Origin of the sequence: Paenibacillus suaedae, assembly GCF_032337355.1 — a bacterium.
Taxonomy (GTDB): Bacteria; Bacillota; Bacilli; order Paenibacillales; family Paenibacillaceae; genus Paenibacillus_B; species Paenibacillus_B suaedae.
On the sequence record NZ_JAVYAA010000004.1, the window covers coordinates 259,257 to 272,647 of the forward strand.

Sequence of the window (13,391 nt, forward strand, 5' to 3'; positions counted from 1 at the left end):
TACCTGACGGTTACTTTCCCTATTGTACTGGATAATGAAGGTTCATGCATGTGTAAAAATCATAGATTCCTTTTTATTCCTAATCATGTAGAGTCTGTTGAACAATGAAACAAATATATGATTTACAAACCAAAATGATGCTTGAAGCAGCTCGTCTGAGGTCGGAAAGCGTGTATCGAAGATGAATATCCCGTTATCTGTAAGCAAGCTGCGAACAGACTGCAGGAGGCGCTTCTGTGACCAGATTCAATGCAGTTCGTTCTTGGAAATTGTTGTGTCAATTTTACTAGTATAAGAGGCAGCAATAACAATGAAAGCGCTGCTGTAGCCACTTTCTCCAAGAAAGTGGCTTTTTTCTTTACCCGATCTTTATCTCATCTTGATATGAGGCTAGTAAACTAGTTTCATCAACGAGATCGATAGAGAAGGGAAGAGGTAGTCTACGAATGAAAAGATTGACTATGGTATGTTTATCGGCGCTCCTATTTTTGGGGCTCTCGACTTATGTTTATATGCAGGATGTACACGGTTCGCAGGAAGAGCATGTCCTTCTACGAACACCAGAAGGTGGAGGGCAGCAATTAGTAGGAAAGACGATTGTTCTTGACCCCGGGCATGGGGGACACGATTCAGGCTCGGTTGGCCAGCAGGGCACACTGGAGAAGAATGTGACGCTGCAGACCGTTCAGGCGATTAAGCGCGAACTTCAGCGACGGACAGGCGCACAGGTTGTGGTCACAAGAGAGCAGGACGAGACGGTATCTTTGCAGCAGCGAATTGACGTCGCTGAAGAGAAGTCAGCAGATCTCTATGTGAGCGTTCATTATGATGCTTTCGATACGGGAGAAGCAGAAGGAATGACGACCTACTATTACGATGATAACAATTGGCAGCTTGCCAATACGATGCATGAGCATCTGAAGCAGAGCTTCAATATGCGAGATCGTGGCGTACATGTGGGGGATTATATGGTGCTGCGGGATAATTCAAGACCGTCGATCCTACTTGAGCTTGGATACATCTCCAATCATGATGATGAGAAGCGAATGAAGTCACAGGCTTTTCAAGAACAAGCGGCTAAGACAATTGTTGATGGAATCATAGACGTGCTGCGTTAATACGGAATGTAAGAGAGCAGGGTACAAATTGAAAAGTAGATATAAAAAGAACAAGGGCTGCACCGCAGTGTATCCCTTGTTCTTTTTATTATATATGAATTGGGAAGGAGGCAAAATAGAGAAAAATGATTAAGGCAAATCGATGACCATCACATGAGTGCCTGGTCTGAAGTGGAACTTCATCGTATCGGCATTCTTGATACGAGCTGCATCACGACGATGTAGTACTTCACCGTCCTCGAAGCCAACTTCGCCTTCCATCACGAATACATACAGGGAGCGGTTCGGTCGTAGTTCGATAGTCACTTCTTCTCTCTCTGGGAATTGGCCCAAGTACATCGTCATGTCTTGATGAATATGGGCAGTTCCAAGCTCTTCTGCGTGATTGGATACGACCGGAAGCAGGCGGTTCTGGATAGATTCCAAGCCGTAAGTATGCGTCTCATAGGATGGGTCGATCCCGAGTCGTTCCGGCATAAACCATAATTGCAGCAATTCAAGCGGCTCAGAGCTGGACGCATTCGCTTCACCATGGTAGATCCCTGTTCCGGAGCTCATTCGTTGAATTTGACCAGGCACAATAATTTCGCGGTTGCCCGTGCTGTCCTGGTGCTCCAGTTCACCTTTCAAGACGACGGTTACGATTTCCATGTTTTTATGGGGATGTAGACCGAAACCAGTACCCGGCGCAATATGGTCATCATTTAGTACACGCAGTTCGCTGAAGTGCATATTTTCTGGGTCATAGTAATCAGCGAAGGAGAAGCTGAAGTATGTCTTCAACCAACCATGGTTGTTATGATAGCGGTCTCCAGCCCGTTGGATGGAACGTTTCATTGTCGTGTTCATTGTAGAGTCCTCCCACTATGGTTCATATTCTGTACGATTAGGTTCGGCAGTTGTATGCCTTGATGAACAGAGTCTTTGATTAATTGCGTTAGTGAACGATTAATAATTGGATAATGCTGAAAAGTTACAGTAGTGCGTCCAGAGACAAGGAGCCTGCGCCAATCAGTGCAACACCGATAGCAGCTGCAATCAGCATCACGTTGTATTCAATCCCGTTCGACGTTACCCAGTAGCCGTTCGCCCCATGGACCTTCACAATTGCTACAAGCATCGTACCGATAATAAACGCTGCACCGAGCCATGTGAGGAAGCCGAGTCCGAACAGCAAACCGCCAGCAAGCTCAGTTAATCCAGCCATCAGTGCCATGAGTGGGCCAGGACGCATTCCGATGGACTCGAACCATCCGCCTGTACCTTTAATTCCGTAGCCGCCAAACCATCCGAACAGCTTCTGTGCTCCGTGTCCCATCATCGTCAATCCAATAACGAGACGAATAATCAATAAACCATAATCTGCCAACATATAATATTCCTCCTAATAATGTAAGGTAAGAACGTTTCTTCTTACCTATTTAGCTGTTAAAGTACTTGCACCAAGAATCTTGATTTCGAGATATTAGTTCAAAATGAAACCCTTCTCTGATGAAAAGGGCTATTTTGGTGAAGGGACGCTCTGTCCCAATTTTTTCAATAAGCCAATGAGTTGCTCCTTGTCCTCCGAAGACATTCCATTCACGGCTTCGTGAAGAGCCTCCGCGTGCCTTGGGAATATGTCGCCAATGACGGCTTCTCCTTCAGGTGTCAGTTCAGCGTATATGACGCGACGATCTTTCTCGCAAGGTCTTCGCTGCAGCAGTCCCTTCTTCACGAGCTTGTCGATCACATAGGTCATTGTGCCGCTTGCCAGCAAAATCTTGCCGCCAATCTGCTGGATAGGGGTAGAACCCTTATGATAGAGCAATTCCATGACCGCAAATTCGGACGGATTGAGCTCATAATGCTTCATATCCTGCTGGGCGTAATCCATTAGTGCCCTAGATGCGCGGGATAGGACAACGAACAGCTTCAATGATTGTTGAATCTCGGGATCGAATGCATCCGTACGAGGTCTGGTCATCTGTCATTCACCACCTTTATGGTAAGGAGTTTTGATATCTTGAAAATTAATATCTCTAATTCGAGATAAATATATCATGCCCAAAACTCTTTGTCAACTCATAATTTTCAGTTGAACATGTAATCCTATATTGGGAGAAGACGGAGACTCGGTACAGAGTCAGTATTCAGTGTAGGGAACTTCGAAGGAGGAGGGGTTATATGCCTACAACAGAAGAGCAGCATAACGGAACTGCACAAGCAGGTATGCCGCAAAATGTAGAATGGTCCTCCTATGGAGAGAACAATGTTGTCTTCTTGAAGGATTGCTTTCGGCAGTGTGAAGACATGATTTTTTACACCTTCGAGTTGCAGGGAGGCAAGAAGGCTACCTTATGTTATCTGGATGGGCTGACGGATACGGCGATGCTGGATGAGCATATTATTGAACCGCTAAAGCAGCGTTATCCGGACAAGCCAGACTCCGCTAATGTACTGGCAGAGGATATTCTGCGAACGGTTACGGCTGTGAAGGTGACGCCGACTCATTCAATGGAGGCGGCAATGGAAGCAGTATTAGCAGGCTTAACCTTGCTTATTCCTCACCGTTCATCTGCTGGATTTACGATTGATGCGATCAAGTTCGATCAGCGGGGCGTATCAGAGCCGTCTGCGGAATCGGTGGTACGCGGCCCAAGGGATGGATTCGTAGAAACGCTGCAGACAAACGCAGCATTGCTTCGTCGTCGTGTTCGAACACCGAGGTTGAAGATGGTGTCGCTAAAGCGTGGTGAATTGACTCTCACAGAAATCCGGTACGCCTATATAGAAGGCATTGTGGATCCCCGATTGCTGGAAGAAGTGCGGAAGCGTCTGGAAGGCATGTCCTTGCAAAGCGTGCTGGACAGCGGTTATGTGGAAGAATGCTTGGAGGATATGCCGGCATCTCCATTTCCCCAGTTACTTACTACAGAGCGTCCAGATGTAGCTGCCTCCCATTTACTTGAGGGACGTATCGTCATATTGGTTGATGGGTCGCCAGTTGCCCTCATTGCGCCAGGACTGTGGGCATCGTTCTTGCAATCTCCTGAGGATTACTATGAGCGCCACCACTTCGGCACCATCATCCGCTGGCTGCGCTACATTTGCCTCGTGATTTCATTAATTGGACCCTCTCTTTATGTAGCCATTATCACCTACCATCAGGAGATGATTCCAACTGCTCTCATATTAACGATGGCTAAAGCCCGCAGCCAAGTCCCATTTCCAGCGCTTGTAGAGGCGTTCTTGATGGAGATTATGTTCGAGGCGCTTCGTGAAGCGGGCGCGCGGCTGCCACAGCAGGTTGGTTCTGCAATCAGCATCGTCGGTGCTCTCGTTATTGGTCAAGCCGCAATAACTGCAGGGCTCGTCTCTGCTCCAATGGTTATGGTTGTCGCGATTACAGGGGTATCCTCATTTTTAGTGCCGCATTACAACTTGGGAATCGCTGTGCGGCTGCTGCGCTTTCCTATGATGATCCTCTCGGGCATGCTTGGCATGCTGGGATTAATGATGGGGATCATATTGCTGATGACACATCTGTTTACATTGCGATCGTTCGGTATCCCTTATATGTCAGGAATTGCACCAATGCGCAAAGAAGAGCTCAAGGATATTTTTCTTCGTGTCCCTGTATGGACGGAGAATACCCAAATGGAGCGCGATGTATCTGCGCGAATGGAAGTCGGGGGTAACAGAGGCAGAGGGGGAACCTAGAAGGCAGCTTGATTGGCAGAGAATAAGAAGCGGGATGCTGTCATATCAAGAAAGCCTTTAGGGTTGATTATTCTCATGGAGAATAGAGGTGAAGTATGCGTTGGACTTGGGTGATTCGATATATAGCTAGCATAATTCTTCTCTGTCTGCTGGTACCCCTGCTTGCAAGCTGCTGGGATCGGACTGAAATTGAGCAGCTCTCCATTATTCTTGCTGCCGGATTGGATCAGGACGGGGATGGGGGGATAAAGACGACATTGCAGGTATATGTCCCTAAGGAAGGAGGAGCTTCGGCTACGTCCAGCGGGGGCAAGGAGGGGGGAGGAGGCTCAACGACAGTATTCTCGGCAAATGGGAAAACACTTGGCGAGGCCGTATTTGAGCTGCAAAATAAGATGCCGAGATATATATTTTGGGGACAAACGGAAGTATACGTAATTAGCAAAAAGCTGGCACAAGAGGGGCTGCTGAAGCATTTCGACTTCTTCCTGCGATATCAGAATCCGCGTGAACATGCGCTTATATTTATTACAGATGGGGAAGCAAGTGATTTTCTCAAGTCGATGCCTCAGCTCCATCAAAACGTTGCAGAGATGTTCAAGGATCTTGGCAAGTCGCGTTCAATATGGGATGTTACGCTGCTTGATTATATGAAGATGATGGCTGGAGATTCATCGATGGGGTTTGCACCGTATGTGGAATGGAAGACGAGCGAACTTGGTGTCCGTGTCCCTTCGATAGATAAGCTGTCAGTCTTCAAAAAGGATCATTATGTTGGCGAAATAGGCGGTAAAGATGTGGTTGGTGTGATGTGGCTGCGTGGGGAGAAGAAGCGTTTAACGGTCTCTTTGTGCAAGGAAGGGGATGGAAAGGACTGTTTGTCGCTTCGAGTTCGCCGCAATACGTTGACATTCGATCCACATTGGGATGGGAAGCAGTTGACAATGCAGATGAAGCTGGTTGCCTTCATGGATATGACGCAAAATAGCACCAAGCTGGACGTATCTGATTCGGATCAAGCGCGTCAAGCGGAAACCCGGATAGAAGCGAACATTGAGCAGCTGATTAAGCAATCTATTAAGACTTCACAGCAGAAGCTGACCGCCGATGTGTTCGATTTCGCAGCACGTGTGCATCGAAAGTATCCTTTACAGTGGAAAGATCAGATCGGGCCAAATTGGGATCGCATTTATGCCAACATGAAAACCGAAATTGATGTACATGCCCTGATTGAGCGGCCAGGCAGCATCACAAGCACCATTGAGCAGAAGGCGGGTGTGCATTAATGGGGAACTATTTTCTAGCGGGAATGAGCCTGCTGTTGATTGTCAATCTGATCTGGGAATGGAAGATCGGTACTTTTTCCAAGCGGAATGTCAGAGAGGAACGGGCGTTTCTTGTGTTGTGGGGTCTCGCCTGGATCGTTGTCATTTCTATAAGCCAGTTCCCGCCGTGGACGTCGCCCCGGCAATGGATTGATTTCGTATACAAGCCGCTGTTGTTATGGCTGAAGCATCGAGCATGATCCTGTAAAAAGAAGGAGTTGGCAAGGGTATGGAACGAGGGCGAATAACTTGGCCGCAGCTGTGCATGCTGACCTATTTGATGGTGTGCGCCACAGCCGTGCTCGTGATTCCAACGGTAGCTTCCCAAATCACGGGTCGAGATGCGTGGATGACATCGATCATCGGCTCAGTGGCGGGGTTTATCACACTGTATATTGCCATGCGTCTAAATCAGTACTACCCCGAGATGACGATGGTCGAATATGCACCCAAACTCATTGGACGCTGGGCTGGTATGATAGCGAATGGAGTGTTTTTATTTTTTCTGCTGCATAGTGTAGGGCTAATCGTAAGGGAATATGGAGAGTTTATCGTTGGGTCGCTGCTCATTCGCACTCCTGAGACGGTCATTAATACAGCCCTTATATTTGTATGCGCCGTAGCAATCCGTGGAGGAATCGAAGTCATCGGTAAATTCGCCTTGCTCATTGCTCCTTTATTTATGATTTTATTGCTCTGCATCCCGTTGTTCCTCCTTCCCGAATTGAATGCGACAGAGATGTTCCCGATTTTGAACAATGGATGGAGGCCTGTATTGGAAGGTTCGATTACGCCAGCTACTTGGTTTTTGGAATTTTTGCTGATCGGATTTTTCCTGCCTTATGCAATCGGCAAACGCAGCCGAATAAAATGGAGTTTATCACCGCTAATCCTTACGCTGCTTACCATGGTGCTCTCAAATTTAGTTTGCTTGTTTTTATTTGGCCCGCTGACATCGATGTTTACCTTCCCTGTATTTGTGGCGTCTCGCTATATCAGCCTTGCAGGGTTCTTTGAACATGTGGAATCGATGGTAGTCGTTCTGTGGGTAATGGGGGGCTTCGTGCAAATTGCCGCCTGGTATTACGTGCTTGTACTTGGAACCGCTCAGTGGCTGAGGCTCAAGGATTATCGGCCAATCATTTTTCCGATTGGCGTTCTCATCATCGCGATGAGTTTCTGGATTTCCGATAATTTGCAGGATATGGTGGATTTATTTATGACAACGGAGCCTCTTTTTTCTGCAACTGTGCTGCTCGTGTACCCACTGCTTCTGCTTATCATTGCGTGGTGGAAAAAGAGACGGGCCTTACATAAGGAAACGCGTGATTAATGCCGTAATTTCTAACTAATAAGCGAATGCTTCCCTTTGAGATGGATCGTGCCGCAACTATGTTGAAATTTCGGTGCTGCAACGCAGCAGTCTTAATTGACGATGATGGTGCCAGAGGGTAGAATGACGGTGATTTCGCAAAGTAACCGCTTTCGGGAGGTACCTGACACCTATAAGGAGTGTGCATGATCATTCTTACTACCAAGTCTCGTCATAAGCGCAAATTCTCCGATAGTCGGAAGTATTTGTGGATAGGCACACTGGAGGGAGCTAACGCGGTCGTTACCCTTACTTTGCTGGGCGGCCCTTTCCGCTGATTAGATGCATAGCATAGCTATGCCCCTAGAAAATAGCTGTGTTTTTAAAATAAAAGATGGGGCGTTCTATGAGGGTAGCTTTTCGCTTCTATTCATGGGACGCCCCTGTTCTACAATATAGTACGGTTACGGATTCATTTGCTGCTTGCGATATGTGTTTGGTGACATGCCTTGTGTCTTCTTGAATACTTTACTGAAATATTTCTCATCCTGATACCCAACCATCTCGGCCACCTGAGCGATGCGCAGGTGGGGGTTGAGCAGCAGCCGGAGTGCCTTGTCCATGCGAATATTTGTTATATAGTCAGACAGGTTAATGCCGAGCTGCTGCTTGAATTTGCGAGAGATGTATTCGCGGCTTACATAGAAGCGCTGCGCGATATCCTGCAGCGATACCTCCTCATGATAGTGCTGCTCCACGTACTTGGCGATATCATAAATGATGTGCTGTTCTTCCTTCTTCTGGTGCATCAGCAGGCCGGACAGCTGAGTAAGAGAAGACAGCCAGGCCTGCTCCCAGTCGCTCCATGAGAAATCATCCATACATTCGGGACAATGGAAGTGAACAGACAGCTGATCTGGTGTACCAGCGTGCATCTCCTCAACTGAAGCGGCATCTGGAGCGGCAGCTTGCTCCATCCGCACACGAAAGGCTTCCCACTCCTTCATCCACCCAATAAGCATATCCGGGGTTAGCTGCGACAGCTGCTTCTGTGCTTCGATGAAGGCGTGCACGGCCTGGCGGAGCTGTTCTTTATGCCCGCTTAACAGAGCAAGTCTCCATTCCTCCTCGAAGGAGGCAAGTCGGATTTGCTTGGAGACTCCCGTATGCTGAGGGGGAGAAGCGATTCGCGCGGTCTCATCCGCTAATGATTCCGTTGTAACCTTAGACTTATGGATATGCGTTCTGTGCTTGAGCAAATTGCGGTGCATTAACGCATGCTTGGCTTCGGCATATCCGGCGGAGATTCCTGCGGGTAGGGAGAATGAACTCGATACACCGAAGTGCAGTCGGTGCTTGAAGGTCTGTTCCAGCCCGGCATTCAGTTGATCCAGCACAGCCTCCAGCCGCATGGGAGAATCCCACATGACGATAATAAGCTCGCCTTCCGGGGCGCCATAGCGGAAAGTGGTGCCGCAAGTCGATACGTGATTACGCTGCCCATCCGATGTGTTGGTCTTGCCGTTCAGCAGTTCATCGGCGATATTGACAAGCGAGTAGAATAGCAGCTGTCTATTATCGCCGAATCTACCACGCCAATTGACATGTCCTGCGTGAATTCGAGCTACAGCAAGCCGAGCGCACGTGATGGCTTCGGGGAGATAGAACTCGCGCTGCAATCTGCGCACATTTCCTTCATAGACACAAGGATCGTCCAATAAACCAGACCACAGCTTCTCAGCCAGCATCGGCTTGAATTCGTTGGCTTGCATGCGCTGCTGCTGGCTTGATTGGCGAACGTCCTCTTCTTGCGTCCATGCGGCGATCGCCTTTCCGATTGCGTTATTAACTGCATCGGGGTCGATTGGTTTCAATATATAATCCATGCCACCATGCTGCATAGCATGGCGAACGAGTGAGAAATCATCATGCCCGCTGATGGCAATGATCTTGCTTGAAGGAGCATGGCGGCTCATCCACTCCATAAGAGCTGTTCCGCTCATGGTCGGCATCATCATGTCGGTCATGACCAGTTGAGGCTTGTGCTGTTGAATCAGTTCGACAGCCTGCTCACCGTCCGCAGCCTCCATAATCGTATCAATTCCGTGTGTATCCCAATCTACAAGCAATCGGATTGCATCCCGTACGTGCTTCTCATCGTCTACGATTAATGCCTTCATCATGTTAGTTATCACGCTCCAATTCCAGCTCTATCACAATACGAGTGCCTTGTGGATCCTGCTCCTCGACTCTCATCGTAGATTTGCCGTCGGTGAACAGTTGCAGCCGGGCGAGCACATTGACCAGTCCAATGCTGGACGGCGAGCCAGAGGAGGAATCCGAGACGAATTCGTCCCGTGACAAGGTATGGCTTGTTCGTGTGCCCAGCAGCTCTGGATGTACCTCCTTCAGCCTCTCGTTCAGTTCGATTCTACGCATCAAGGTCATGCCTCGACCGTTATCTTCAACGATTAGCTGCAGACAGGGGACAACTATGCCTTGTGCTTGTTCTGTCCGCTCAATATATCTGGTATGAATGGCAAGCTGCCCACTCGGTACGGAACGGTCTATTCCGTGCTTGAAATAGTTTTCGACGAGAGGCTGCAGCGTCATCTTCGGCACTTGAGTGTCCAGCGTTCGTTCGTCAATATCGAATACGGCTTGGAAAGTGTCTTCGAATCGCTGTAATTGCAGCTGCAAATAGGCCTTCACATGTTCGAGCTCTTCTTGCACGGTTGCTGTGCTCTTGTCCGTATACATGCTGTAGCGCATCATCTTACCCAGCGCGGTGACAAGCTTATAAATATGCGGCGCATTATGCTGCAGCGCCAGTGTTCCAATCGATTGCAGCGCATTGTTCATGAAATGCGGGTTAATCTGGGCCTGCAGCGCTTTGAGCTGGTTTGATTTGTTCGCAAGCTCAAGCTGATATTCCCGCAAAATAAGGTTGTTGATCATATCCATCATATTGCGGAATCGCTTCAGGACGACGCCGATCTCATCGTTGCTGACAGGCTGGATATCTACGCGCAAGTTCCCCGTTTGCACTTGGTTGATGTAGCGGACGAGCTGACGTATCGGCTTCGTAATGCGGAACGATACGACGATCGTAGCAATAATGATGACAATCAGCGACAGGGCGATGAGCATCATGTTAATGACTGCGGCCTGATTCGCCTCCTGCAGCAAGTACGATTTCGGTATCTTCTTCACGAGCGTCCAATTCGCCAGCGGCGTCGCAACGCGCTCATGAATGAAAATGGCTCCATCCTGCTCGAAGTGGCCACTTTCTTTCTTGTTGATTTGTTCGCGGTCGTACCAGCTTGCTTCGAGCTGCTGTCCAATGATTTGTCGGTCATCTGCGTAGAAGACGTGTCCGGAGTCATCTAGCAGATAGATGCTTTCCTGCTCCAGCGTGTACAGCTGATCCATAATTTGAGCGAGTGATTCAAGCTTCACATCGACTGACAGCATCCCAATTCGATCGTTGGCCGGGATGCGGTAAATCGGCCGGTGCAAGGTGAATACCTGTACACTCGGGAAGTAGAACGGTGACGAGGAGAACCCGTACGTATGGCTTAAATGTGTAGGCTGCATCTGAATGCCGTTCTTCGCATAGCGGGCTGTATCCTCATAGAGCTTCGCATCGTAGATGCGCCGAGGCACGCTCTGAATGACCAGCGAGGCGCGCTTCGTTTCGGTGCGATAGAAGTACACCTGCCATATTCCGTTCATGGATGATGCCATATTTTGCAGCGTGACATAGGTGTAGGAATCGAACGTGTAATCGTCATAGCCTCTGTCCAGCTGGCGATAAAATTCATAGTCGGTATAGATCGTTAAGGAGGCACGGTTCAAATTGTCCACGAAATTCGCTAAATTCGTCTTCCCTTGGAACATTAGCTGATGGCTCTGCTCAATGGCGCGCTTCTCTAGTGAATCCGTCGTATAGCTGTATGAAATGATCATCGTCGCTACAGTCGGGACGATAGTGGCAATGAGCATAAATAAAATAAGTTTGGTACGGATACTGTTCCAACGCATACATTCGCCCCCTCAGATTCACAGTGTAACGCTTACATTGGGAGGGGGTCAATATATTCCACCTTTTCGTTCAAGACCATCTGTGGTAACCGTTTACATTCGCGTGCATACTGAAAGCAACAAGAACGAATAACCTCTATTATTTCTGTTGAAAAGGAGAGAGTCGGATGTCGCGTAAACGATCATCTCAAGCCCTGCAGCAAGTCTTTTTCATCGGACCTGCGGCATTCTTTTTTACCCTTATCGTCGCAATTCCTTTTGTGCTCGGCATGTACTATTCCTTCACCGATTGGAATGGAGTCGCGGGTACTGTGAAGTGGGTAGGGCTCGATAATTTCATTCAAATATTTGCGAAGGACTCGGATTTCTTCCCAGCATTCTGGTTTACGACACGCTTTACGGTCGTCGGCATTATACTAACGAACTTATTCGGCTTCGCGCTGGCTTACATTTTGACCCGACAACTGAAGCTGCGCAACGTGCTGCGGACGGTATTTTTTATGCCGAATGTCATCGGGGGGCTGCTGCTTGGCTTCATCTGGCAGTTCATTTTCATTAAGGGATTTGCAGCGGTAGGAGAGATGACGGGGATTGAATTTTTCAACCTGCCATGGCTCGGTGACGAGACAACGGCCTTCTGGGGAATCATTATCGTATTTGTCTGGCAGACTGCCGGTTACTTGATGGTTATCTATATTGCAGCAATGATGAATGTGCCCAGAGATGTGCTGGAAGCCGCAGAAATTGACGGGGCAACCCGGGGACAGGTGCTGCGCAACATTATCATCCCGCTGATTATGCCGGCTGTAACGGTATGCTTGTTCTTGGCGATCTCTTGGTCGTTCAAGATGTTCGATCTGAACTTGTCCCTGACGAAGGGCGGCCCGTTCAAATCAACAGAATCGGTTGCGCTTAACATTTACTTAGAAGCATTCCAGAACAATCGATACGGCCTCGGCACAGCGAAGGCGCTCGTATTCTTCTTGATTGTCTCTGCCATTACGCTCATCCAAGTGCGCATCACGAAGAGCAAGGAGGTTGATATGTAATGGAAGCCATTAAATCATACAATATGCGAACCTTTATTTTAGAAGTCCTGATGGTTATTGTGGGGCTTGTCTTCCTTGTCCCGTTCTACTTCTTGCTCGTGAACTCGGTGAAGTCCTTCGGAGATCTGCTGTCCAACGCGGCAAGCTGGCCGGCATCGTTCGAATGGGCGAACTATCAGAAGGCATGGGAAATGACGAAATTCCCGCAAGCATTCACCAATTCATTGCTTATTACGGTAGTAAGCGTTCTGCTCGTAGGCTTAACGAGCGCTATGGCGGCATATCGGATGGTACGCCATAATACGCGCTTCAACCGAACGTTATTCATGCTGTTCGTTGCGGCAATGGTCATCCCGTTTCAATCGATCATGATTCCCCTCGTGAAGGTAACGGGAACGTTGAAGCTAACCGATAGTATGCTAGGGCTGGTTGTATGTTATATTGGATTTGGCGCGCCGCTGTCGGTATTCCTGTTCCACGGCTTCATCAAATCCGTTCCGCTTGAAATTGAAGAAGCTGCTGTCGTGGATGGTTGTTCACCCTATGGCGTGTTCTGGAAGGTTGTATTTCCGCTGTTGAAGCCGATGTTCGTTACGGTTGCGATTCTGAACAGCTTATGGATCTGGAATGACTACTTGCTGCCTTCACTTATGCTGCAGAGTGCCAGCCTGCGGACGATTCCGCTCGCAACATATGCATTCTTCGGACAGTTCACGAAGCAGTGGGATCTCGCACTGCCAGCACTCGTGCTTGGTATAACGCCGATCGTAATCTTCTTCTTGGCGATGCAAAAGTATATTATCGAAGGGATTACTGCCGGATCGGTCAAAGGGTAATTAGT

Annotated in this window: 13 protein-coding genes and 1 pseudogene; 8 read left to right on the forward strand and 6 right to left on the reverse strand. The window is 48.5% G+C overall.

The window, feature by feature from the left end:
• Window positions 1–135 precede the first annotated feature (135 nt).
• A pseudogene (locus RQP50_RS18145) lies at window positions 136–237 on the reverse strand (SAM-dependent methyltransferase); the annotation flags it as partial.
• A gap of 209 nt (window positions 238–446) precedes the next feature.
• Between RQP50_RS18145 and RQP50_RS18150 the strand changes: the two are divergent.
• Window positions 447–1,118: an N-acetylmuramoyl-L-alanine amidase family protein gene (locus RQP50_RS18150; protein WP_227775026.1), complete on the forward strand. Its 672-nt coding sequence runs from the start codon at window positions 447–449 to the stop codon at window positions 1,116–1,118.
• A gap of 129 nt (window positions 1,119–1,247) precedes the next feature.
• On the opposite strand, the gene RQP50_RS18155 is transcribed toward RQP50_RS18150, so the two are convergent.
• The 3 genes from RQP50_RS18155 to RQP50_RS18165 all read right to left on the reverse strand — a co-directional run bounded on the left by RQP50_RS18155 (window position 1,248) and on the right by RQP50_RS18165 (window position 3,084).
• Window positions 1,248–1,967 carry a pirin family protein gene (locus RQP50_RS18155; RefSeq protein WP_315746284.1) on the reverse strand — a complete coding sequence of 240 codons (720 nt, stop codon included), beginning with the start codon at window positions 1,965–1,967 and terminating at the stop codon, window positions 1,248–1,250.
• Between the two features lie 124 nt (window positions 1,968–2,091).
• Window positions 2,092–2,490 carry a DoxX family protein gene (locus RQP50_RS18160; protein ID WP_175560787.1) on the reverse strand — a complete coding sequence of 133 codons (399 nt, stop codon included), beginning with the start codon at window positions 2,488–2,490 and terminating at the stop codon, window positions 2,092–2,094.
• Window positions 2,491–2,619: 129 nt separating this feature from the next.
• Window positions 2,620–3,084 carry a MarR family winged helix-turn-helix transcriptional regulator gene (locus RQP50_RS18165; protein WP_072731007.1) on the reverse strand — a complete coding sequence of 155 codons (465 nt, stop codon included), beginning with the start codon at window positions 3,082–3,084 and terminating at the stop codon, window positions 2,620–2,622.
• A 200-nt stretch (window positions 3,085–3,284) separates the two neighbouring features.
• On the opposite strand from RQP50_RS18165, the gene RQP50_RS18170 reads away from it, so the two are divergent.
• The 5 genes from RQP50_RS18170 (at window position 3,285) to RQP50_RS18190 (ending at window position 7,795) form a co-directional block, all read left to right on the forward strand.
• The gene (locus RQP50_RS18170; protein WP_072731008.1) at window positions 3,285–4,820 is read left to right on the forward strand and encodes a spore germination protein; all 1,536 of its coding nucleotides are present in this window, start codon (window positions 3,285–3,287) and stop codon (window positions 4,818–4,820) included.
• Between the two features lie 95 nt (window positions 4,821–4,915).
• A complete protein-coding gene (locus RQP50_RS18175) occupies window positions 4,916–6,106 on the forward strand; it encodes a Ger(x)C family spore germination protein (RefSeq protein ID WP_315746285.1) in 1,191 nt (396 codons plus the stop codon).
• Entirely contained in the window at window positions 6,106–6,345 is a 240-nt protein-coding gene (locus tag RQP50_RS18180) for a hypothetical protein (protein ID WP_315746286.1), read from the forward strand. The genes RQP50_RS18175 and RQP50_RS18180 overlap by 1 nt, the downstream gene beginning before the upstream one ends.
• A 29-nt stretch (window positions 6,346–6,374) precedes the next feature.
• A complete protein-coding gene (locus RQP50_RS18185) occupies window positions 6,375–7,478 on the forward strand; it encodes a GerAB/ArcD/ProY family transporter (RefSeq protein ID WP_072731011.1) in 1,104 nt (367 codons plus the stop codon).
• A gap of 185 nt (window positions 7,479–7,663) precedes the next feature.
• On the forward strand, window positions 7,664–7,795 hold the full coding sequence (locus RQP50_RS18190) for a hypothetical protein (protein ID WP_265332130.1): 132 nt from the start codon (window positions 7,664–7,666) through the stop codon (window positions 7,793–7,795).
• A 126-nt stretch (window positions 7,796–7,921) separates the two neighbouring features.
• Here RQP50_RS18190 and RQP50_RS18195 read toward each other — a convergent pair whose 3' ends face one another.
• Together RQP50_RS18195 and RQP50_RS18200 are read right to left on the reverse strand one after the other, a co-directional pair.
• Window positions 7,922–9,640 carry a response regulator gene (locus RQP50_RS18195; protein WP_315746287.1) on the reverse strand — a complete coding sequence of 573 codons (1,719 nt, stop codon included), beginning with the start codon at window positions 9,638–9,640 and terminating at the stop codon, window positions 7,922–7,924.
• Between the two features lies 1 nt (window position 9,641).
• On the reverse strand, window positions 9,642–11,501 hold the full coding sequence (locus RQP50_RS18200) for a cache domain-containing sensor histidine kinase (RefSeq protein ID WP_315746288.1): 1,860 nt from the start codon (window positions 11,499–11,501) through the stop codon (window positions 9,642–9,644).
• 167 nt (window positions 11,502–11,668) lie between these two features.
• Between RQP50_RS18200 and RQP50_RS18205 the strand changes: the two genes are divergently transcribed.
• Window positions 11,669–12,550, forward strand: coding sequence for a carbohydrate ABC transporter permease (locus tag RQP50_RS18205; RefSeq protein WP_072731013.1), 882 nt, complete (start codon window positions 11,669–11,671; stop codon window positions 12,548–12,550).
• Window positions 12,550–13,386, forward strand: a complete 837-nt coding sequence (locus RQP50_RS18210) for a carbohydrate ABC transporter permease (protein ID WP_315746290.1) — start codon at window positions 12,550–12,552, stop codon at window positions 13,384–13,386. The genes RQP50_RS18205 and RQP50_RS18210 overlap by 1 nt, the downstream gene beginning before the upstream one ends.
• Window positions 13,387–13,391: the final 5 nt, after the last annotated feature.

Coding starts and splice junctions, on each gene's coding strand:
- RQP50_RS18185 (WP_072731011.1), top strand. CDS start 6,375: ATGGAACGAGGGCGAATAACTTGGCCGCAGCTGTGCATGCTGACCTAT.
- RQP50_RS18195 (WP_315746287.1), bottom strand. CDS start 9,640: ATGATGAAGGCATTAATCGTAGACGATGAGAAGCACGTACGGGATGCA.
- RQP50_RS18160 (WP_175560787.1), bottom strand. CDS start 2,490: ATGTTGGCAGATTATGGTTTATTGATTATTCGTCTCGTTATTGGATTG.
- RQP50_RS18165 (WP_072731007.1), bottom strand. CDS start 3,084: ATGACCAGACCTCGTACGGATGCATTCGATCCCGAGATTCAACAATCA.
- RQP50_RS18200 (WP_315746288.1), bottom strand. CDS start 11,501: ATGCGTTGGAACAGTATCCGTACCAAACTTATTTTATTTATGCTCATT.
- RQP50_RS18170 (WP_072731008.1), top strand. CDS start 3,285: ATGCCTACAACAGAAGAGCAGCATAACGGAACTGCACAAGCAGGTATG.
- RQP50_RS18210 (WP_315746290.1), top strand. CDS start 12,550: ATGGAAGCCATTAAATCATACAATATGCGAACCTTTATTTTAGAAGTC.
- RQP50_RS18205 (WP_072731013.1), top strand. CDS start 11,669: ATGTCGCGTAAACGATCATCTCAAGCCCTGCAGCAAGTCTTTTTCATC.
- RQP50_RS18155 (WP_315746284.1), bottom strand. CDS start 1,967: ATGAACACGACAATGAAACGTTCCATCCAACGGGCTGGAGACCGCTAT.
- RQP50_RS18180 (WP_315746286.1), top strand. CDS start 6,106: ATGGGGAACTATTTTCTAGCGGGAATGAGCCTGCTGTTGATTGTCAAT.
- RQP50_RS18150 (WP_227775026.1), top strand. CDS start 447: ATGAAAAGATTGACTATGGTATGTTTATCGGCGCTCCTATTTTTGGGG.
- RQP50_RS18190 (WP_265332130.1), top strand. CDS start 7,664: ATGATCATTCTTACTACCAAGTCTCGTCATAAGCGCAAATTCTCCGAT.
- RQP50_RS18175 (WP_315746285.1), top strand. CDS start 4,916: ATGCGTTGGACTTGGGTGATTCGATATATAGCTAGCATAATTCTTCTC.